Origin of the sequence: Bradyrhizobium sp. SZCCHNR3119 (assembly GCF_032487775.1) — a bacterium.
In the GTDB taxonomy this organism is placed as follows: domain Bacteria; phylum Pseudomonadota; class Alphaproteobacteria; order Rhizobiales; family Xanthobacteraceae; genus Bradyrhizobium.
In genome coordinates this window covers 1784500-1806065 of the sequence record NZ_JAUEUV010000001.1, presented here as the reverse complement: position 1 = coordinate 1806065, position 21566 = coordinate 1784500, and the positions used below count along the sequence as shown (strand labels likewise).

Here is a 21566-nt window from a genome sequence, read left to right as displayed (position 1 = left end):
TTCGCATGTATGCTTACGACGAAATCGACCGCACGCTGGTCAATGAGCGCGTCGCGGAATTCCGCGATCAGGTGAGGCGCCGCCTCTCGGGCGAGCTCACCGAGGACGAGTTCAAGATGCTGCGGCTGCAGAACGGCGTCTATCTGCAGCTGCACGCCTATATGTACCGCATCGCCATTCCCTACGGCACGCTGGCGTCGAACCAGCTGCGGCGGCTCGCTTATGTGGCGCGGCGCTACGACCGCGGCTATGGCCATTTCACGACGCGTCAGAACATCCAGTTCAACTGGATCAAGCTCGCCGAGCTGCCGGATGCGATGGCCGATCTCGCCGAAGTCGGCATCCAGTCGATGCAGACCTCGGGCAACAATCTGCGCAACGTCACCGCCGACCAGTGGGCGGGCGTGGCGCCCGGCGAGGTCGAGGACCCCCGCGTCTGGGCCGAGCTCTTGCGCCAGTTCACCACGCTGCATCCGGAATTCTCGTTCCTGCCGCGCAAGTTCAAGATCGCGATCACGGCCTCCGAGCATGATCGTGCCGCGATCAAGATCCACGACGTCGGCTTGAAGCTGATCAAGAATGCGCAAGGCGAGACCGGCTTCGAGGTGATGGTCGGCGGCGGCCTCGGCCGCTCGCCCTTCATCGCCAAGACCGTCAAGCCATTCGTCCATGGCCACGACATCCTGAGCTATCTCGAGGCGATCCTGCGCGTCTACAACCAGTACGGCCGCCGCGACAACATCTACAAGGCGCGCATCAAGATCCTGGTGCATGAGCTCGGCGTCGAGAAATTCGCAGCCGAGGTCGAGGAGGAGTGGCAGCAGATCCGCGACGGCGTGCTGAAACTCGACGACGACATCATCGAGGACATCCGCTCCCGCTTCTTCTACCCGGCCTATGAGAGCCTGCCGCACATGCCGGACGAGCTGAAGCAGGCCGCGCATGACCAGAAATTCGAGGCCTGGCGCAAGAACTCGGTGTTTCCGCACAAGGTGCAGGGCTATGCCATCGTCACCATCTCGCTGAAGCCGGTCGGCGGCCCTCCGGGCGACGCCACCGCCGAGCAGATGGATGCGCTGGCCGAGATAGCCGACACATATTCGTTCGGCGAGATCCGCGTCGGCCATGAGCAGAACCTGGCGCTGCCGCATGTCCGGAAACGCGATCTGCCGGCGCTGTGGAAGGCGCTCGACAAGGTCGGGCTCGCGATCCCCAACGTCAACCTGGTCTCCGACATCATCGCCTGCCCGGGGCTGGACTACTGCTCGCTCGCCAATGCGCGCTCGATCCCGATCGCGCAGGAACTGACCCGGCGCTTCGCCAATCATGAGACCGCCAACCTGATCGGCCGGCTGCACATCAACATCTCCGGCTGCATCAATGCCTGCGGCCATCACCATGTCGGCCATATCGGCATTCTCGGCGTCGATAAGAACGGCGAGGAGTTCTATCAGATCACGATCGGCGGCCGTGCCGACGAGGGGGCCGTGCTCGGCACCTTGATCGGACCCGCCGTGCCTTATGGCGAGGTGGCCGATGTGATCGAGGATATCGTGGAAGCTTATCTGGCGCTGCGCGCACATCCGGACGAACTGTTCGTCGACACGGTGAAGCGGCTCGGCGTCGAACCATTCAGGGAGCGGGTCTATGCCACTCGTTAAGGGCGGAAAAATCGTCAGTGATGCGTTCGCCCATGTGGCCGACGACGCGGCTCTGCCGGAGCAGGGCGCGCTGCTGGTGACGGCGAAGCGTTTTCTCAGCGATCCCGAGGGCCTGCTGACCCGCGCAGCCGGCAAGCTCGGCGTGCTCTGGCCGAACAACCGCGACGTCGACGATCTCGTGCCCTATCTCGGCCGCCTAGCGGTGATCGCGCTCGTGTTTCCGACCTTCCGCGACGGACGCGCTTACAGCCAGGCGCGGCTGCTGCGCGAGCGTTATGCCTATCGCGGCGAGCTGCGCGCGACGGGGCAGGTGCTGCGCGATCAGTTCGTGTTCATGCTGCGCGCCGGCTTCGATGCGTTCGAAGTCAAGAAGCAGGCGGATGCCGAGGCCTTCACCGAGACGGTGAAGCGCTATTCGGTGTTCTATCAGCCGACCGGCGACGGCCGCCTGTCCGCGCTGCATCAGCGCATGCAGCTGCGCCATTCGGAGAGCGCCGGCCTATGAACGCCCATGTCGCGCCTGACCGGATCGCCGATGATGCGCCGTCGGCAAGCAAGCTCGACGCCGCGCTTCGCACGGCTGCGCCGCGCGAGGTGATCGCGGCCGCGCTCGACCTGGTGGGGCGCGAGCGGCTTGCGGTGGTCTCGTCGTTCGGCACGGAGTCGGCGGCGCTATTGAAGGTCGTGGCGGACGTCGATCCGGCGATCCCCGTCGTCTTCCTCGACACCGGACATCTGTTCGCGGAAACGCTCGCCTATCGCGATACGCTGATCGAGCGTCTTGGCCTCCGCGACGTGCGCTCGATCAAGCCCGATGCCGAGGCCCTGGCGCGCCAGGATGCCGACAACGATCTGTGGTTCTCCGATCCCGACGCCTGTTGCCGCATCCGCAAGGTCGAGCCGCTGGCACGGGCGCTCAAGCCTTTCGATGCCTGGATCAATGGCCGCAAGCGCTTCCAGGGTGGGGTGCGTGCGACGATGTCCGTCGTTGAACAGGATGGCGGCCGGCTGAAGTTCAATCCGTTCGCCAATATCTCGCAGGACGAGGTCGCTTCGATCTATGCCGAGGCCAGGCTGCCGCCGCATCCGCTGGTCGCCTCCGGATTCCGTTCGGTCGGCTGCATGCCATGCACCAGCCGCACGTCGGCGGATGAGGATGCGCGGGCCGGGCGTTGGCGCGGCCGACCCAAGACCGAATGCGGCATCCACACCGTCACTAGTTCGTAGCACAACCGCGCTGCCGGAACGGCAACAAGGAAATCCGGTTTCGTTGACATGCGCCGCGACATCCGGCCTCTTGCGCCACGCGCTCGCACGTGGCGTAGCCGGCCCAGTTGGGCCATCGTAGTAGGAATGGAGAGCTTGGATGATGCGGTATCTTCTCGCTGTTGTTGCGGCTTTGGTCTGGGCGGGCTCGGCCTCCGCGGCCGACATCACGCTCCTCAATGTCTCCTACGATCCGACCCGCGAGCTCTATGTCGAGTTCAACAAGGCGTTCGCTGCGGCCTATCAGAAAGAGACCGGCAAGAGCGTCGAGATCAAGCAGTCGCACGGCGGCTCGGGCGCGCAGGCGCGCAGCGTCATCGATGGGCTCCAGGCCGATGTCGTCACGCTCGCGCTCGCCTACGACATCGATGCGATTGCCGGCAAAGGCCTGATCGCGCCTGACTGGCAGAAGCGCTTGCCGCAGAATTCGTCGCCCTACACCTCGACCATCGTGTTCCTGGTTCGCAAGGGCAATCCGAAAGGGATCAAGGATTGGGACGACCTCCTGAAAAAGGGCGTCGAAATCATCACGCCCAATCCGAAGACCTCGGGTGGAGCGCGCTGGAACTACTTGGCGGCCTGGGGCTATGCGCTGAAGAAATACGGCTCGGCCGACAAGGCCAAGCAGTTCGTCGCCGACCTGTACCAGCATGTGCCGGTGCTCGACACCGGCGCGCGCGGCGCCACCGTGACCTTCGTTGAGCGCGGGGTCGGTGACGTGCTGCTTGCCTGGGAGAACGAGGCCTATCTGGCGCTCAAGGAGTTCGGCAAGGACAAGTTCGAGATCGTGGCCCCTTCGGTCTCGGTCCTGGCGGAGCCGCCGGTTGCCGTGGTCGACAAGGTGGCCGACAAGAAAGGCACCCGTGGAGTCGCTGAAGCCTATCTGAAATACTGGTATACGAAGGAAGGCCAGGAAATCGCCGCACGCAATTCCTATCGTCCGCGCGATCCGGAGGTGGCCAAGCAGCACGAGAATGAGTTCGCCAAGGTCGAGCTGTTCACCATCGACGAATTGTTCGGCGGCTGGACCAAGGCGCAGAAAGACCACTTCGCGGAAGGTGGCATGTTCGATCAGATCTATAAGAACTGATCGGGAGACGAGGGAACTTTAGCCTGGTGGCTTCTTGAACGCGCTTTCACCACGACGCAGCACCTTGCCGGGCTTCGGTCTCACCATGGGACTGACGCTGACCTGGCTGTCGCTCATCGTCCTGATCCCGCTCGCTGGTTTGTTCATTCGTTCGACCGACCTCAGCCTGGAACAGTTCTGGGGCATCGTGACCAGCCGCCGCACCTTGAGCGCGCTGCGCGTCTCCTTCGGGCTCGCTTTCGCCGCGGCTTGCGTCAATCTGGTCATGGGGACGATCGTCGTCTGGGCGTTGGTGCGTTATCGCTTTCCGGGCCGCCGGCTGTTCGACGCCATCGTCGACGTGCCGTTCGCCTTGCCCACCGCGGTGGCGGGCGTGGCGCTGACCTCGTTGTTTGCGCAGAAGGGCTGGCTCGGCGCGCCGCTGGCAGCGCTCGGCATCAAGGTCGCGTTCACGCCGCTCGGCATCTTCGTTGCCATGATCTTCATCGGCATCCCCTTCGTCGTGCGCACGGTGCAGCCGGTGCTGATCGATCTCGATCCCGAGATCGAAGAGGCTGCGGCGAGCCTCGGCGCCAGCCGTTGGCACATCGTCACCAAGGTGATCCTGCCCAGCCTGACGCCGGCGCTGTTGACCGGCTTTGCGCTGGCCTTTGCCCGCGCCGTCGGGGAATATGGCTCGGTGATCTTCATCGCCGGCAACCTGCCGAACGTGTCCGAGATCGCGCCGCTCCTGATCGTGATCCGGCTGTCTGAATTCCGTTATGCCGATGCCACGGCCATCGCCGTGGTCATGCTCGTGGTCGCCTTCCTGATCATCCTTGCGGTGAACCGGCTGCAGCGCTGGACGCAGAGCCGGGCACCGGTAAATTAGGGGCGCGCCATGAGCATCGAGATCAGCTTGCAACAGACGGGCCTGACATCCCCAGCGCAAGGCGTGCGTGCATTGCACGCCGCCCGCCGCGACCCGTGCACCGAGCCGCGGGCGATCCGCATTGTCATCACGACGCTCGCCATCGCCTTCCTCTCGATTTTCGTGGTGCTGCCGCTGGTGGTGGTATTCGCGGAGGCGTTCGCCAAGGGCATGCGCGCCTATATCGCTGCCCTCGCGGACCCCGAGGCCTGGTCCGCGATCCGGCTGACCCTGCTGGTGGCGCTGGTCTCGGTCGGAACCAATCTGGTCTGCGGCCTCGCGGCGGCCTGGGCGATCGCCAAGTTCGAATTTCCCGGCAAGACAGTTCTGATTACGCTGATCGACCTGCCGTTCTCGGTCAGTCCGGTGATCTCGGGCCTCGTCTTCGTGCTCCTGTTCGGCGCCCAAGGCTTCTTCGGCCCGTGGCTGCAGGCGCATCATCTGCAGATCCTGTTCGCCTTTCCCGGCATTGCGCTCGCCACGGTCTTCGTCACCTTTCCGTTCGTCGCGCGAGCGCTGATCCCGCTGATGCAGGAGCAGGGCACCCAGGAAGAGGAGGCCGCGATCTCGCTCGGCGCCTCGGGCCTGCAGACCTTCTTCCGCGTCACCTTGCCGAACATCAAATGGGGCGTGCTGTATGGCGTGCTGCTCTGCAACGCGCGCGCGATGGGCGAGTTCGGCGCCGTATCGGTCGTCTCGGGCCATATTCGCGGCGAGACCAATACGATGCCGCTGCTGGTCGAGATCCTTTACAACGAATATCAAATGGTGGCCTCGTTCGCGATCGCTTCGCTGCTGGCGATGCTCGCGCTGATCACGCTGGTCGCCAAGACCATTCTTGAACGTCAACTGGACGGGGAGGCGCCGCGTGACCATTGAAGCGAGAGGCGTCGTCAAGACGTTCGGCACGTTCAGGGCGCTCGATGGCGTCGATCTGAAGGTCGCCGATGGCGAGCTGCTCGCCTTGCTCGGCCCGTCCGGCTCCGGCAAGACGACGCTGCTGCGGATCATCGCCGGTCTCGAATGGCCCGACTCCGGCGAGATCCTGTTCGATGGCGAGAATGCGCTGGAGCGCGGTGCCGGCGAACGCCATGTCGGCTTCGTGTTTCAGCACTACGCGCTGTTCCGGCACATGACGGTGTTCGAGAACGTGGCGTTCGGCCTGCGGGTGCAGCCGCGCAGGATTCGCAAGAGCGAGGTCGAGATCCGCCGCCGGGTCAAGGAATTGCTGGACCTCGTCCAGCTGGACTGGTTGGCGGACCGCTATCCGAACCAGCTGTCGGGCGGCCAGCGTCAGCGGATCGCGCTGGCGCGCGCACTCGCGATCGAGCCGCGCATTCTCCTGCTCGACGAACCCTTCGGCGCTCTCGATGCCAAGGTGCGCAAGGAGCTGCGGAAGTGGCTGCGCTCGCTGCATCATGAGATCAACGTCACCTCGATCTTCGTCACCCACGACCAGGAGGAGGCGCTGGAGGTCGCGCATCGCGTGGTGGTGATGGACAAGGGGCGGATCGAGCAGGTCGGTTCCCCCACGGACGTCTACGACAGTCCTGCCACCGCGTTCGTGCATGGCTTTATCGGCGAATCCATCGCGCTGCCGGTGGACATCAGCGGGGGCCACGTCAATCTCAACGGCCGACCGCTGGACATCGCCGCCGATGGGGCGGCGCAGGGCGCCTCGACCCTGTTCGTCCGCCGCCACGATATGCAGATCGGGCCAGCCGGCAGCGGCGCCTTGCATGGCGCCGTCACCCATGTGCGCAGCTTCGGCCCGGTCCAGCGTGCCGAGATCGCGCTGAACGAGGGCGCGACGATCGAGATCGATGCGCCGCGCGACCGCGAGCTGAAGGTCGGCGAGTTGGTCGGGCTGAAGCCGCGGCGGTATCGGATCTTTGCGGCGTGACGGTGTGTGCACCCGCCGATGCACGTAGAGCTCGAGCTCTCATCGCGTAGCGCGCGATTGGAGACTGCTCCCAACAAGACGGGTGTCGCCCCGGACAAGCCCGGCAACGCGCAGCGTTGTTGGGCGCCGATCCGGGGCCCATACTCCCGAGAGCCCGTTGTCGCCGCGGAGTATGGGTCCCAGTGCAAGGCCGGGACGACACCGAATTCTTCAGATCGACTTCATCCCAACACGCTTGACCGCGCCAGCCGTATGGTTGACGAAGCGTTGCCGGCCGAAATGGCTCTGGAAATGGTTCTAATTGTCCTGATGGAACTTACCGCCGATTCACCTTTCAGCCACGGTTGATGTGCAACAACCCGCCTCTCGTGTCGGGATAGGGATTGGTTCATTGATGCGTTTGGCTGCTGCATTCTTCATTGCGCTCCTGCTTGCAGGCTGCGCGGCCGAGACCCCGGTCGTGCAGACGCCGTCGATGTATCTCGACATGGCCGCCGCCGGCGCCCGGCTGGACGCTGCGGCTGCCGCGACCATGATCTCGCAATATCGCCAGAACAACGGGCTTTCCGCGGTCGAGGTCGATCCGGAACTGATGCGGCTCGCCGAATCCCAGTCCCAGGTCATGGCCGAGAAGAACAAGCTCGATCATGACGTCCGCGCGCCATTGGCGAAGCGTCTGACCGGCGCCGGCTACCAGGCGACCGTCGCGGTCGAGAACGTCTCGGCCGGCTACCATACGCTGGCGGAGGCCTTTTCCGGCTGGCGCGACTCGCCGCCGCATCGGGCCAATATGCTGAAGAGCGGTGTCACAAAAATAGGCATTGCCGCGAGCTATGCGCCGAATACCAAATACAAGGTGTTCTGGACCATGATCCTGGCCGCGCCCGACACCAAACAGCCGTCGTAAAGGACGTGTAGGCCGCTCCGTGACGGCATCGGCGAACCCGGTCTGCCGAGCGGGCGGGATTGACGTCACTGTGAAGTGACGCCACGCTGCGGTGCATTTTGATATTTGGACGATAATGACGACCGATCATTGTCTCCCGGCGCCGCCGGCCACCCCCTCCGAAGCGCAACGTGTCCTGGTGCTCCAGGGCGGCGGCGCGCTGGGTTCCTACCAGGCCGGCGCCTATCAGGCGCTGTGCCACTTCGATTTCGAGCCGGAATGGATCGCCGGCATCTCGATCGGCGCGGTGAATGCGGCGATCATCGCCGGCAACGAGCGCGACAAGCGCATCGAGCGGCTGAAGGAGTTCTGGCAGCTGGTCTCCGCGCCGGTGCCGTGGAAGCCGCTGCTCAACGGCGACCGCCACCGTTCGGTGTTCAACGAAGCCAGCGCGGCACTGATCGCGACTTTCGGCGTGCCGGGCTTCTTCACCCCGCGCATCCCGCCGGTGCAGCTCTGGCCGGCCAATCGCCCGGAGCAGATCAGCTATTACGACACCGCGCCGCTGAAGAAGACGCTGGAGCGGCTGGTCGATTTCGATCGCATCAACGATCTGAAGACGAGGCTGTCGGTCGGTGCGGTCGGCATCACCACGGGCAATTTCGTCTATTTCGACAATTTCGAATTCAGGAAGCGCGGCAAGCTGATCGGGCCGGAGCACATCATGGCCTCCGGCGCGCTGCCGCCGGGCTTTCCGGCGATCGAGATCGAGGGCGAATATTATTGGGATGGCGGCATCGCCTCCAATACGCCGCTCGACTACGTGCTGGACGCCGAGACCGATCGCGATCTTCTGATCTTCCAGGCCGATCTGTTCAGCGCGCGCGGCGACCTGCCGAAGACGCTCTTGGATGCGGCCGAGCGCGAAAAGGATATCCGCTATTCCAGCCGCACCCGGATGAACACCGATAAGAACCGGATGATCCACAACACGCGCAGAGCGCTGCGCGATCTCTATGCCAAGCTGCCGGATTATCTGAAGAACGATCCCTCGTTCGAGCTGCTCTGCCAGGCGGCGAAGGAGAACACCGTCACCGTCGTGCACCTGATCTACCGCAGCAAGAACTACGAGACCTCGTCGAAGGATTACGATTTCTCCCATGTCGCCATGCTCGAGCATTGGGAGGCCGGCGTGCGCGACGTCCATCAGTCGATGCGCCACAAGGAGTGGCTGGAGCGGCCGCAATCCGGCGAGACCATGGTCACTTACGATCTCACGCATGACGGCGATCTAGCTGCCAGCAAAAAGGAGTGAAGCGACATGACGACGAATCTCGCGGGCAAGACGGCCGTGGTGACCGGCTCGACCAGCGGCATCGGGCTGGCCTATGCGCGGGCCTTTGCCAGCGCCGGCGCCAATGTCGTGCTGAACGGCTTCGGCGCGCCCGCCGATATCGAGAAGGAACGCAGCGCGATCGAGAGCGAGTTCAAGGTCAAGGCGGTTCATTCGCCGGCCGACATGACCAAGCCGGCCGAGATCGCCGAGATGGTTGCGCTCGGTGAGAGGAGCTTCGGCTCGGTCGACATCCTCGTCAACAATGCCGGCATCCAGTTCGTCTCGCCGGTCGAAGAGTTTCCGCCGGAGAAGTGGGAGACGATCATCGCGATCAATCTCTCCTCCGCGTTCTACGGCATCCGCGCCGCGGTACCGCTCATGAAGAAGCGGGGCTGGGGCCGCATCATCAACACCGCGTCAGCGCACTCGCTGGTCGCCTCGCCGTTCAAATCGGCTTATGTCTCGGCCAAGCACGGCATCGCCGGCCTCACCAAGACCGTGGCGCTGGAGCTCGCCACCCACAAGATCACCTGCAACTGCATCTCGCCAGGGTATGTCTGGACGCCGCTGGTCGAGAAGCAGATTCCCGATACGATGAAGGCGCGCAATCTCACCCGCGAGCAGGTCATCAACGATGTGCTGCTCGACGCCCAGCCGACCAAGCAGTTCGTCACGGTCGAGCAGGTCGCGGCGCTGGCGCTGTTCCTGTGCAGCGACGATGCCGCGCAGATCACCGGCAGCAACCTCTCGATCGACGGCGGCTGGACCGCGGAGTAGGGCGAGCAAACGTTCGGCCATCCTTCGGGGGCGACCTCAGCCGTCACGTCATTGCGAGCGAAGCGAAGCAATCCAGGCTTGACGTAAGAATCAGGATTGCTTCGTCGCTTCGCTCCTCGCAATGACGGAAGAGGGGGAGCGATTTGTCGGCGGAAGCATCTCAGTGAAAGGTGGAGGCGAAACCAACCGATCCTCTCGATGATAGGTTTCGCTTTCGCTCCACCCGTCCTACAAGCGTCGGAAGAAACGCGAACAGGATTCGGCCTTGCTCATCGTCACCCTCATCGGCCTTCTGGCAGCGATCTGCACCACGAGCTCATTCCTGCCGCAGGTGGTGAAGGCGTGGCGCACGCGCTCGACCCATGACATCTCGGTCGGGATGTTCATCCTGCAGACCACCGGCAATTCGATGTGGCTGCTCTATGGCGCGCTGATCGGCGACCTGCCGCTGGTGGTCGCCAACCTGATCACGCTGGGCCTGGTCGCGACCATCCTGGCGCTGAAGCTGCGCTATGGCTGACGCGACGGGTCTTCAAGCTTGAACCCGCGAGGGCGCCACCGATCAGATGCGGTGGCCGCCGAACAGGCTGCTGGTGGTGCTGGCCCCGGGCGGCAGCACCACCACGGTGGAGCCCTCCTTCACCCGGTTGTAGAGGTCGGCCACGTCGGTATTGGTCATGCGGATGCAGCCGGAGGAGATCGCCTGGCCGATATATTCCGGCTGATTGGTGCCGTGGATCCGGTACAGCGTGTCCTTGTTGCCCTGATACAGATAGATGGCGCGCGCGCCGAGCGGGTTGGCGGGGCCGCCGGGAACCCGTTTCGGATACGGCCCGAGCCGGGCCTGGATATCGGCCGTGGGAACCCAATCCGGCCATTCCGCCATCTTGCCCACCGTCGCCGTGCCGGAAAAGGCCATCGCTTCCTCGCCGACCGCCACGCCGTAGCGGATCGCCTTACCGTCGGGCAGGAAGTAATAGAGATAGCGCGCGTCGGTATCGACCAGGATCGTGCCCGGGGGCTCCTTGCGGTCAGAGTCGACGATGTGGCGCTGGAACTGCTCGGGGATCTTGGCTTCCGCATAGGGCGGATTTGCCAGAAGCTGGCGGTCGCGCGGCGTGAAATTGGCTTCCGAGGACGGCGACAGCGTCGCCTGCATGCAGCCGCCAAGCAGCAACAACCCTGCCAGCGCAAATGCCAGCCCCGATCTCGACATCGCCCGTTCTCCCCTCGTGCCTACTTTCCGAAGTCCACGCAGCATCGGCGGCACTCTTGCGACCCGACCATTTGCTGTCTCAATCGTGCCTAAATCAAGACTAATATATCCACGGTTGCGTGATCGTGGAACTTCGCGCTTTCGCAGCCAAGTGTTGCGGCCATGCGACAGTCGCGGGCCGCCGGCATGATAGCGTTCGTGCAAACCCTGCCGGCGGGGGCGTCACTCCCGCGAGCCTGCCGGCCGGTTCGCGGGGGATCAGAGCATGAACCCATTGCGTTGGTTGCTGGCCTGTGTCCTGAGCTTTGTCGCGGCCTTGGCCATGGTCGCGGAGCTGTCGAGCGAAGCGCTCGCTCGGCCGCGGCAGCACGGAGCCCAACAGCATCCCGCTTCCGTGCAAAGGCCGCATGCGAAGAAGGCTGCCACGAAAGCGGCCGCGCGACATCGACCCGAGCTTGCCCTTAAGCAGGAGCGCAAACGCAAGCCCAGCGAAGCCAGCCGTTCCGCCGTGGCTGCGCCGGTCAGCGCCGCTGCCGAAGCGCCTGCGAGCCCGCCGCTGTCGGGAGACCTCGCTGCGGTCAAGTCGGTCTTCGAGCTGACGCGCAAGGGCAAGACGAGCGATGCGAGCGCCGTCGCGAAGACGATCGAGGATCCTGCTGCACGCAAGCTCGTCGAATGGTTCATGTTGCGGCACTCGGAGTCCATGGCGAACTTCAGCCGCTACGCGGCTTTCATCCGCGACAATCCAGCCTGGCCGAATGTCAGCCTGATGCGGCGGCGCGCCGAAGCCTGCCTTTGGCAGCAGAAGAGCGACGCGGCGACGGTGCGCGATTTCATCGGCGATCGACCGGCCAGCGCAAAGGGACGCCTGGCGCTGGCGCGGGTTCTTCTCGCCGAAGGCGATGCCGATGCGGCCGCACGATGGGTCCGCAAGGTCTGGCAGTCGGAGGATCTCTCCGAGCGCACCGAAGCGGATGTGATCGAGGGCTTCGGCGCGCTGCTCGCGAGCGAGGATCACCGGGCGCGGATGGATCGGCGGCTCGGCGCAAAGGATTTTTCAGGAGCGATGCGCGCGGCCCATCGGCTTGGCGGCGACGAGGTCTCCATCGTCAAGGCGTGCCTTGCCGTCAAGGGCGACGAGAAGAAGGCGCCTGGCCTGCTCGACGACGTGCCGGCGGCTGCGCGTAGCGATCTCGGTTATGTGCTGTGTCGCATCCAGTGGCTGATGCGCCACGACCGCATCGCCGATGCGACGCAGCTGATGCTGACGGCGCCGCGCGCGACGATGGCGCTGCAGGACACGGATGAATGGTGGCGCTCACGCCGTGTGCTGGCGCGCAAGCTGCTCGACCTCGGACAGTTCAAGGAGGCCTATCAGGTCGCGCGCCAGGCCGCGCCTCCGCAGAACGAGTATTACCGCGCCGAATGGCATTTCCTGGCCGGCTGGATCGCTCTGCGCTACCTCAACGAGCCCGAGACGGCGCGCGCGCATTTCGCCCATGTCGACGAGGGATCGGTCAATCCCATCGTGCTGGCGCGCGCCAATTACTGGCGGGGCCGTGCGGCGGAAGCGATCGGCGACGCCGAGGCCATGCCCGCGGCCTATCAAGCCGCGGCACGCTACAGCACCGCCTATTACGGCCAGCTCGCACGGGCCAAGCTCGGGCTCGACGGCGTCGAGCTCCGCGCTCCGCAAGCCGGGCCGGACGACGATGCTGCGCCTGCGGACGAGCGGGTGCGCGCGGCCGAGATGCTCTACAGGCTCAATGAGCAGAACGTCGTGCTGAGCTTCGTGACCGATCTGGCGGAGCAGAGCACGGATGTCCCGGCGCTGGTCGCGCTCGGCGCGCTGGCCGGCCGCCACAACGATGCGCGCGCGATGCTGCAGATCGGCAAGACGGCCCTGGCGCGCGGACTTGCGATGGACCATTTCGCGTTCCCGACGATCGGGATCCCCGAGCACAAGCCGATCGGCCTCGCCATCGACAGCAGCGTCATCTATTCGGTGGCGCGCACGGAGAGCGCATTCGACCAGCGCGACCGCTCGTCGGCCAACGCGGTCGGCTTGATGCAGGTGACGCCGGAAGCCGGACGCGACACGGCCAAGCGGTTCGGCGTCGGCTATGACTGGGACCGGCTGGTGTCGGATCCCGTCTACAACACCCAGATGGGGGCGGCCGAGCTGAGCGCGCTGCTCCGCGAATACAAGGGCTCTCACATCATGACCTTCGCCGCCTACAATGCCGGCCGCGGCCGCGTGCAGGACTGGGTCAAGCAGCATGGCGATCCACGCGATCCCGCCGTCGATCCGGTCGACTGGGTGGAGCGGATTCCGTTTGCCGAAACCCGCAACTACGTCCAGCGCGTGATCGAGAATGTGCAGGTCTACCGCGCGCGGTTCGAGGCCATCGAGGTCGCAAAGCGCGACCAGGAGCAGAGCACGGTGGCGCGCGCGGCTGGCTCGGGAATGGTCTCCTCGGCGCAGGCGCTGCCGCCGCCGTAAGCGGCGTAGTTAGCGGCGGCCGCCGAACGCCAGCACGTGCAGGCCGAGCCGGCGCTTGACGATCCAGAACAGGAGCGCGGTCTCGAACGTCAGCGACAACGACGTCGCGGCCGCGGCGCCATGGCCGCCGAAGCGTGGCACCAGCACGATGCACAGCACCAGGTTCATGACGAAGGCGGACGCATAAGCGAGTGCGCAGACGTGCTGATGGCCGAGCATGTTGAGCAGGCGCTCGACCGGGCCGATCGCCGAACGCACCACGAGCCCGATGGCGGCGATGAACATGATGTCGTAGCCGGCCGTGAACTGTGGCCCGAAAAGCCAGAGCAGCGGCTCGCCGAGCGCGAGCAGGGTCAGCGTCGCGGCGAGCGAGGGCCAGAACGTCCAGCTGATGGCGTGCGCGACATAGGCCGACAGCCGCGCGGTGTCGCCTTGCGCGTGATATTCGGCAAAGCGATGTGCCGTGGTCGCCGACATCGCGTAGTGGATGAACGACACCAGCGCCAAGGTCTTCACCACCGCGAAATAGACGCCGACCTCCTCGGAGGGACGGAATTGCTGCAGCACCAGCACGTCCGTGTAGGACAGCAGCAGATAGAAGCCCTCGACCAGCAGGATCGGCAGCGAGACCGCAAGCCAGCCGCCGACATCGTAGGCCTTCGCGCCCGCTTCGATGTGGCCACCGAGCCTGCGATTGAGCGCGATCATCTGTCCGATCATCGCGAGCCACACGGCAGCTGCGCTGGCGAGCATCGCGGCGGTGGCGCCGAGCTGCAGGCCGAGCACAACCATGCCTGCGGTAAAGCCGATGATCAGGCTTTGCCGGATGATGAATTGCGGCATCAGCCCGAGCGTCATCCAGTCATGCGAGCGGGCGATGCCGTCCTGCGTGTTGGCGACCACGAAGGCCGGCAGGGTGGCGCAGCCGATATAGAGCGGCATGACCTCGTTCGCATCGATCCAGGGCGAGAGCAGATGGACGACGCCGGCGAGCAGCAGTGCCGCGAATGAGGACGTCGCAAAGGTCAGCCAGCGGCTGCCGGAGAGAAAGCCGCGCAAATGCGCCTGCGCGCCGCGGGCGCGATAATCGGGGATCAGCTTCTGCGCCGAGGAAGCGAGGCCGAAATCGAGCATGCTGCCGAGCAGCAGCACCCAGGTCCAGACATAGACGTAGATGCCGTAGTCCGCGCCGCCCATCCAGCGCGCCAGCAGGATCTGCGACAGATAGGCGAGGCCCGCGCTGACGACGCGAATGAGGAAGATCAGTCCCGCCAAACGGCGGGTCAGCGAGGCGTCGCTACCGTCACCGGCTAAGCGAAGCCTCGCCTTGAGCCGCGCGATCAGGCCAGCTTCTGCGGGTTGGTGTTCGGTGTCCATCACGGCCACGGCTGCGGTCCACTGTCATGTCCGCGCGAGAGGGCGGCGATCCGCGTCTGTATCAACCGGCCGTTAAGATTCGGTTGGATGGCGCCATGTTGTCGCCCCTGCGAAAGCAGGGTCTCATAACCACGGAATGTTATTGTTTAAGGATGAAGTCGACCAGTCGATTTCGTCTTGGCGGCCGCGGCGTATGGGTCCCGGCGTTCGCCGGGACGACAGCTGAGGGTGGTGCAGCGGTCGTCCGATTCACGGTCACGGCAGGTTGACGTTGAACTCGTAAGCCTTGTCCGCGCCGACCAGAGTGAACTTCAGCGCCGCGCCGTCGGGCTTGGTGCCCGGCGGCACGCCGTCCAGCGCGAATGTGAAACGTTTCACGCCCGGCGGACTGTGCTCGGCGGGAGCAGGGACGGGCAGCGACCATTCCGGCGTCGGTCCCTCCACGAACAGATTGACGTTCTTCGGGTCGGGCGTCACCACGTCGACAATGACATTGGACGGGCCGTCGCGCTTGACGTCGCGGATCGTCAGCGGGTTGGGATCGCCGACATTGGCCGGCTTCGGCACGGCGTCGAGCGCCGCGGAGAGCGCGCCGTCCTCGGTACTCGCAACGCTGGTGAAGGCGAGATCGACCTTGGCGTCGACCGGAATGCAGATCCGCTCGCACACCGCGTAGCTGATGTCCGCACGCAGCGTCACGGGCTTGTCCGTGCTCTTGGCGACGATGCGTAGCGGCAGCACGATCTGGTCGTGGTAGCCGAGTGAATGGCCGCCGGCACCATCGTCGAACTTGGTTGGCGCCGGCCACAGAACCGTCACCGCCTCGACATTCTCCGACGCCGAGAAATCGAACCGCGGGGGCACGCCGGAATCGCCTGGCGTCCGCCAATAGGTTTTCCAGCCCGGTTGCAGCTGGAAGGCGATACCGCCCAGCAGCACGTTGCCGCTGCGCGAGCCTGCGAGCAGTCGCACCGCGGAATGGCCCTCGCGCTGCCACGGTGAGGCGTCTTGCGCCGAGGCGCCGACAGCCAGGCAAGAGGTGAGCAGCGCCGCGGCGAATCCGCGGCGGGCATGAACTGGAACGAACGCGGTCATGAGACGTCTCTAATGCTGAGTGCAGGCCTAAACCATTGAATTGGTTGTGAGCGAAAAAGCCAGTGTGAACGCCGGCCTTGATTGACAGAACCCCATCCCAATATCAGGATGATCTGAAGCATGAGAGTTTGCGCCGATGAATCCTGAGGCAAAGCGGCAAGGCGATCTTCGCCGGAGAGTGACGGGCATCAGCGATGATGTCTCTCACGGCGGCTATCTCGATGGCCAGTTGCTGGTCGCGATGCCGGTGATGGGCGATTCGCGCTTCGAGCGCTCGGTCATCTATCTCTGCGCGCATTCCGCGGAAGGAGCCATGGGCATCATGGTGAACCGGCCCGCCGGCAGCATCGATTTCCCACAGCTCTTGATGCAACTCAACATCATCAACAAGGCCGACCAGATCGAGCTGCCCGGCAGCGCCGAGACGATGAAGGTGTTGAGCGGCGGCCCGGTCGATACCGGCCGCGGCTTCGTGCTGCATTCGAGCGATTACTTCATCGCCAACGCCACGTTGAAGATCAACGACGGCGTCTGCCTGACCACGACGATCGATATTCTCAAGGCGATCGCCAATGGCACGGGACCGAAGCATGCCATTCTCGCGCTCGGTTATGCCGGGTGGCGGGCCGGCCAGCTCGAAGAAGAGATCCAGGAGAACGGCTGGCTGCATTGCGATGCCGATCCGGAGCTGATCTTCGGCGACAATGTCGAGGACAAATACGATCTCGCGCTGCGCAAGATCGGGATCGATCCCGGCATGCTGTCGAACGCAGCCGGACACGCCTGAGGCGCGCTCCTGGTTCTCGCGCAACTGGGCGGGCCTCGCCCGAAAGCGTCGGGTCCCTCGTGCTTCATCGGCCGCCGCTTTTCGTCGCTTCCTCCTGCGTCTTCTTGCTGCGTCCTGGGAACTGCCACCGCTGTTGCCGGTTAGCTGGGCGGCAAGTCCCCCAAGCGAGCACGAGGAGAGGCGCGATGGACACGGATCGGATCATAGGAACGGCGAAGGATATGGCAGGCAAGGTCGAGAGCGGCGTCGGCGAGATGACCGGTGACAAGCAGACCCAGGCCTCGGGCCGCGCGCGCGAAGCCTCGGGCGTCGTGCAGAATCTTTACGGCCAGGCCAAGGATGCGGCGCGCGATGCCGGCGACGCCGCGATGAATTTCGCCAAGGATACGATCGGTGGCGATCGCGTCGACAATCTGCGCGACGGCACGCAGGCGCTCGCCAAGCGCGTGCAGGATAATCCGATCGGTGCGCTTCTGGTGGCCGGCGGCATCGGCTTTGCGCTGGCGCTTCTGATGAGCCGTCCCAGCCGGCCTCCGCAGCGCTGGCGCCACTGAGCCGCGCGCTTTCCGCGCGTTCAATTGCGATCGGCCGGTGTTCGTCTCCCAGGGGAGACGGCATCGGCCGATTTGTTTCAGCTGCAATCGAGAGAGTCTAACGGGCCGGCGCGTCCTGCACCGCCGCTGAATGGCCGACATTAGCGGGCGGCCGCGGCGGTCCTGGATTCGGGCTGCGTGCCGCGGGCGGCTTCGGCTGTTGCGGGGCGCCGCCGCCAAAGAACTCGCGGAACGCTTGGCCCGGCTGCTGCGCCTGCGCCGGAGGTGTCGCGTTCTGTGGCGCAGCCCGCTTCGGCTTTTGCGGGGTCGGCTGGGCTGTCGTTGCGGCCGGCTCGCCCGGCGTGGCGGCGGCCATCGGCGCTTCCGGCTGGGTCTGCTCTTTCGGCGGCTCCTTGGATTGCTCGCGGCCGACCTCGCGTCGCGGCCAGGCGAAATCATCGGCCCGTCCGGCTGGCGGGCTCAGTGGCTCACCCTTCACCAAGGTCCGCGCCGCCAATGCATCCACGGGAGCGGGCCGGCTGCCCGCACCGCCGAGCAACTGGTCGGTGCCGACCGATGAGGCGACCAGCGGAACGATCGGTCCCGCGATTGGCCGTGGCGCCGGCTGGCCCGGCACCGCATTGGCATCGGGCGTCGCCGGCTCGCTCGGCAGCTCGATCGGCGCCGAGCGCCCTGCCAGTACGCGCGTGATTTCGCGCTCGACATAATGCGCCAGCTTCCGGGCGCCGGGCTTGGTGAAATAGACGCCGTCATAGGTGCGCAGCTGGCGAATTTGGCCTTCGAAGTCCGGGCCCTTCTGCAGGAAGCGGCCGGCCTCGTCGACAAAGCCGTCCCACACGTCGACATAGGTGATGCCGGTTTTGCCGGCGACGTCGCGATAGAGCGAATCCAGGAACAGCATGTCGGCCGTGCCCTTGGTGCCGCGGATCGCCGGCAACCCGACCCAGATCACCGGAACGCCCTTTGATTTGGCGACCGCGATCATCTCCTCGATCTTCTTGACGTAAAGCTCGACCCAGCGGTCATCGCGGAAATCGTAGATGCCGTTCGGCGAACGTGCGGCCTTTCCCGGGGCCGCCGCGGGCGTGTCGCCGCTCTCGGCGTCGTCCTGCGGCAGTTCGCTGTCAACCGGCTTGTCATCCGGCTTCGCCGCGGCCGTGTCGGTCTTTTGCTCCGGCTTGCCGTCGCTTCCCTTCGCCTTGGCGTCCTTCTTGGTCTTGTCGCCAGGCTTCTTATCGTCCGCCTTCTTGTCGTCGGGCTTGTCCGTTTTTTCGACCACCGGCTCGCGGATCGAAATGCGGTCGTTGAGGCCGAGCATGATGACGATGGCGTCTGCCCGTTCGCCGGCGAGAATGCCCTTGGCGGCGGTCGCCCAGTCGGCGGGCTCGCCCTTCGGCTGATACTTGATCAGCCCCGAGATGGTCTTGATCTTGCGGGTGACGCCCATGTCGGGCTGTTCCGCATAGGCGTCCTCCAGCCCGTAGCCGAGCCAGTCTGCCATGCCGTCACCGAGTACCAGCACATAGCGTTCGGGTGCGTTGTCGCGCTTCTCGGGAGGTGGGGCCTTGGAGAAGTCCTGGTAGACCTTCCTGGGCTGCTGCGGCTCGCGGAACGGCGAGAAGAAGTCGCCGCCGAACCAGCCGCCGCCGCGCGGCGCTTGGCGGGTAGGAGGTGGCGAACTGAACGGATTGAAATTGAAGAACTGGGCAGAAGCCGGGCCAGCGATGCCGACCAGCATCGCAATCGCCACCGCCAGCACGACCAACAGGCCGGGCTCGTTCAGGAGCTTGATGAGGGACTTCAGCTTGGACATGCGGCCCGATCACGCGGCGAAATCATGTGTCTTCATATAGTAGCAGCCAAATCCGGCCGCAAACGGGCATTCACGGGGTGGTTGCGAATCCCTCTGCGAAGGTTCGCAACAGCGGCGGAAAGTTCCTTTCAGTCGCGGGGCGGCCGCTGATCCTCCGTGAAATGGATAAAAAGGTATCTGGGACCGGCCCAAGGCCACCCGCATCAGGCGGCACGCGACCGCCCATCTCAGTGCCCCATGCCCGGCATCAACTCGCCGTTATAGATGTCCGGGTTCTGCGGGCCTTCGACATTGAGAATTCCGAGCAGGCCACGCTCAGCGCGAGCAAGCGCGTGATCGACCAATGTGTAGTTGCCGGGCACCTGGACTTTGAACTCGGTGATCGCAGCGCCTCCCGGCGGGACGGTCACGGTCTGAATTCCCCGGAGCGGCGGCGTGGTTATCCCGCCAAGCAGATAGACCTTGTCGAAGATCTCGCCGATCACATGAAAGGAGGAGGTGTAGTTCGGCCCGCCGACGCCGAAGAAGATCCGCACGGTGTCGCCGACCTTCGCATGCAGCGGGTGCAATTTGCTCAACGCGCCGACCGAGCCGTTGAACACGAAATATTCAGGCCGTTCGTCCAGCAGCTTCTCGACGCTGAACTCGGCGCTGCCGTGCTGGCCGTACGGGATGTCGGAATAGATTTCGCCCTGCATGACATAGAATTCGTGATCCACCGGCGGCAGCCCGCCTTCCGGCTCGACCAGGATCATTCCGTACATCCCGTTCGCGATGTGCTCGGCGACCATCGGCGTGGCGCAGTGATAGACGAACAGACCCGGCACCAGCGCCTTCCATGTCATCGACTTCTCACCGCCTGGATCGACCTGCAACGATGCGGCGCCGCCGCCAGGACCGGTTGCCGCATGGAAGTCGACGGAATGGATCATGGCGCTGTCGGCCGAGTTCTTGAGGTGAATCTCGACCGTGTCGCCGACGCGGACGCGGATGAAAGGACCGGGCACCTTGCCGTTGAACGTCCAGTAACCGAACGTCGTGCCTTCCGCGAGCCGGCCTTCCACCTCGACGCTGAGAAGATCGACGCGGACCGTCTGCGGGTCGCGTTTGCCGATCGGTGGCGGCAGATCGCCAGGTTCACGGGAGATGTCGGCCTCGACCACGGTCTGTGGTGCGGCCCGCGGCGTCACGATGAACTGGCCTTCCATGCCGGCGAGCCTGTGCCCGGGCACGCTGCAATAATAGACGAAGTCGCCCGACCTCGCCGCGCGGAATGCGATCGTCGTGCTGGCGCCCTTGCCTGTCACCCTCGGCGACTTCGCATCCTGATCCGGGAATACGACGTCGTGCTCGGCGCCTTCGCCGTTGATCAGCGTGAGCTGAACCACTTGCCCTTCGACCGCAGTCAGGACCGGATTGACCTTGCCGTCGATGGCGCCGCCGACTCCGATATAGACCATGCGCCCTTCAGCGATGCCGGATCTCAACGTGTACTTCGCGTCGGCGACGTAGCCGATATCGGCTCCCGTTACCGTCTGCGGGGCTTGCGAGACCGGAGGTGGGGGCGTGGGCGCCGGCGAGGGAGCCTGCTGCGTTGTGGGTGCTGTGGCCGCGCCCGACGATGCGGCTAGAAAGGCGATCACATCGGCACGGTCGTGATCGGTCTTCAGTCCGGGGAAGGGCATCTTATTGCCGGGGACGACGCTCGCGGGATCTTTGAGATAGCGATCGAGCGTCTGCGCGTTCCAGACGATGTCGGCTCCTTTCATCGCCGGCGAGTAGTTGTAGTTCGGCTCGGTCCCCGCTTTGCGCCCGATGACACCGGCGAGCGAAGGGCCGAGCATGTTCTTGCCCGCTTCAATCGAATGGCAGGCCTGGCACTTGCGGAAGACCAGGCGGCCGGCCGCTGGATCGCCGGCGGTTGTCGTTACTGCCGCTGCCGGGCTTGGGCTTGGATAAGGGCTTGGGCTTGGCGAGGCAGCCCGCCCTTGGCCGCTGGTTTGCGACTCCGGCGCAGCTTGCGCCGCGTGCGGCTGGTGGTTCGTCGCGGGCGGCTGTCGGGGCGAGGATTGCTGTGTTGCCGGAGCTTGTTGGACGGCCGGCGCAGCCGATGCGGGCTGTCGTTTCGACTCTTGTGACGCTGCGGGCTCGGGTATCGACGCGTTCTGCGCGGTGGGGGTGAGAGCGGTTTCAGCCTGCGATTTTCCCGGCTCTGTGTCCGTCTGGCTGGACGCCGGCATCGTGCTGCCTGGCGGGTACAAGATCGTGGCCAGCGAGAAACCACCAACGATCAGCACCACTCCGAGCAGGAGTATCGACCATCGGCGAGCCGCCCCGACGAGCGTGGGCCACATTCGATCCATGCTGCTTCCGCAAGCGTTTTGCGGAATCT

19 protein-coding genes are annotated in these 21566 nt (G+C 64.9%); 14 read left to right on the top strand and 5 right to left on the bottom strand.

The annotated features are described in order from the left end of the window. Positions 1–5: 5 nt before the first annotated feature. From QX034_RS08600 to QX034_RS08550, 11 genes are all read left to right on the top strand, one after another. Entirely contained in the window at positions 6–1661 is a 1656-nt protein-coding gene (locus QX034_RS08600) for a nitrite/sulfite reductase (RefSeq protein ID WP_315702977.1), read from the top strand. Continuing rightward, on the top strand, positions 1648–2166 hold the full coding sequence (locus tag QX034_RS08595) for a DUF934 domain-containing protein (RefSeq protein ID WP_315702978.1): 519 nt from the start codon (positions 1648–1650) through the stop codon (positions 2164–2166). Before QX034_RS08600 ends, QX034_RS08595 begins: the two co-directional genes overlap by 14 nt. Next, complete coding sequence (locus QX034_RS08590) at positions 2163–2888, top strand: phosphoadenylyl-sulfate reductase (protein WP_315702979.1); 726 nt, start codon at positions 2163–2165, stop codon at positions 2886–2888. The genes QX034_RS08595 and QX034_RS08590 overlap by 4 nt, the downstream gene beginning before the upstream one ends. 139 nt (positions 2889–3027) lie before the next feature. Beyond that, positions 3028–4017 carry a sulfate ABC transporter substrate-binding protein gene (locus QX034_RS08585; RefSeq protein ID WP_316195312.1) on the top strand — a complete coding sequence of 330 codons (990 nt, stop codon included), beginning with the start codon at positions 3028–3030 and terminating at the stop codon, positions 4015–4017. A 34-nt stretch (positions 4018–4051) separates the two neighbouring features. Next, entirely contained in the window at positions 4052–4888 is an 837-nt protein-coding gene (cysT, locus tag QX034_RS08580) for a sulfate ABC transporter permease subunit CysT (RefSeq protein ID WP_315702981.1), read from the top strand. 9 nt (positions 4889–4897) lie between these two features. After that, on the top strand, positions 4898–5806 hold the full coding sequence (cysW, locus tag QX034_RS08575) for a sulfate ABC transporter permease subunit CysW (protein WP_315702982.1): 909 nt from the start codon (positions 4898–4900) through the stop codon (positions 5804–5806). Continuing rightward, on the top strand, positions 5796–6830 hold the full coding sequence (locus QX034_RS08570; protein ID WP_315702983.1) for a sulfate ABC transporter ATP-binding protein: 1035 nt from the start codon (positions 5796–5798) through the stop codon (positions 6828–6830). Before cysW ends, QX034_RS08570 begins: the two co-directional genes overlap by 11 nt. 394 nt (positions 6831–7224) lie before the next feature. Continuing rightward, positions 7225–7737 carry a CAP domain-containing protein gene (locus QX034_RS08565; RefSeq protein WP_315702984.1) on the top strand — a complete coding sequence of 171 codons (513 nt, stop codon included), beginning with the start codon at positions 7225–7227 and terminating at the stop codon, positions 7735–7737. Between the two features lie 115 nt (positions 7738–7852). Next, a complete protein-coding gene (locus QX034_RS08560) occupies positions 7853–9031 on the top strand; it encodes a patatin-like phospholipase family protein (protein ID WP_315702985.1) in 1179 nt (392 codons plus the stop codon). 6 nt (positions 9032–9037) lie between these two features. After that, positions 9038–9829: a 3-hydroxybutyrate dehydrogenase gene (locus QX034_RS08555; protein WP_315702986.1), complete on the top strand. Its 792-nt coding sequence runs from the start codon at positions 9038–9040 to the stop codon at positions 9827–9829. 265 nt (positions 9830–10094) lie between these two features. After that, positions 10095–10349 carry a SemiSWEET transporter gene (locus tag QX034_RS08550; protein ID WP_315702987.1) on the top strand — a complete coding sequence of 85 codons (255 nt, stop codon included), beginning with the start codon at positions 10095–10097 and terminating at the stop codon, positions 10347–10349. 42 nt (positions 10350–10391) lie between these two features. On the opposite strand, the gene QX034_RS08545 is transcribed toward QX034_RS08550, so the two are convergent. After that, complete coding sequence (locus tag QX034_RS08545) at positions 10392–11045, bottom strand: L,D-transpeptidase (protein WP_315702988.1); 654 nt, start codon at positions 11043–11045, stop codon at positions 10392–10394. A 265-nt stretch (positions 11046–11310) separates the two neighbouring features. On the opposite strand from QX034_RS08545, the gene QX034_RS08540 reads away from it, so the two are divergent. Then, positions 11311–13548, top strand: coding sequence for a lytic transglycosylase domain-containing protein (locus QX034_RS08540; protein WP_315702990.1), 2238 nt, complete (start codon positions 11311–11313; stop codon positions 13546–13548). Between the two features lie 9 nt (positions 13549–13557). Here the strand turns inward: QX034_RS08540 and QX034_RS08535 are convergent, their stop codons facing one another. Next, positions 13558–14934: a lipopolysaccharide biosynthesis protein gene (locus tag QX034_RS08535; protein WP_315702991.1), complete on the bottom strand. Its 1377-nt coding sequence runs from the start codon at positions 14932–14934 to the stop codon at positions 13558–13560. A 246-nt stretch (positions 14935–15180) separates the two neighbouring features. After that, complete coding sequence (locus QX034_RS08530; RefSeq protein WP_315702992.1) at positions 15181–16020, bottom strand: protein-disulfide reductase DsbD domain-containing protein; 840 nt, start codon at positions 16018–16020, stop codon at positions 15181–15183. A 136-nt stretch (positions 16021–16156) separates the two neighbouring features. Here QX034_RS08530 and QX034_RS08525 point away from each other — a divergent pair, with 136 nt between their 5' ends. Together QX034_RS08525 and QX034_RS08520 are read left to right on the top strand one after the other, a co-directional pair. Beyond that, entirely contained in the window at positions 16157–16807 is a 651-nt protein-coding gene (locus QX034_RS08525; protein WP_315702993.1) for a YqgE/AlgH family protein, read from the top strand. A 185-nt stretch (positions 16808–16992) separates the two neighbouring features. Next, a complete protein-coding gene (locus QX034_RS08520; RefSeq protein WP_315702994.1) occupies positions 16993–17361 on the top strand; it encodes a CsbD family protein in 369 nt (122 codons plus the stop codon). 97 nt (positions 17362–17458) lie between these two features. Here QX034_RS08520 and QX034_RS08515 read toward each other — a convergent pair whose 3' ends face one another. Both QX034_RS08515 and nirK read right to left on the bottom strand, forming a co-directional pair. Next, positions 17459–19174 carry a DUF459 domain-containing protein gene (locus QX034_RS08515; RefSeq protein ID WP_315702995.1) on the bottom strand — a complete coding sequence of 572 codons (1716 nt, stop codon included), beginning with the start codon at positions 19172–19174 and terminating at the stop codon, positions 17459–17461. Between the two features lie 227 nt (positions 19175–19401). Next, entirely contained in the window at positions 19402–21537 is a 2136-nt protein-coding gene (nirK, locus tag QX034_RS08510) for a copper-containing nitrite reductase (RefSeq protein WP_315763853.1), read from the bottom strand. Between the last annotated feature and the right edge of the window lie 29 nt (positions 21538–21566).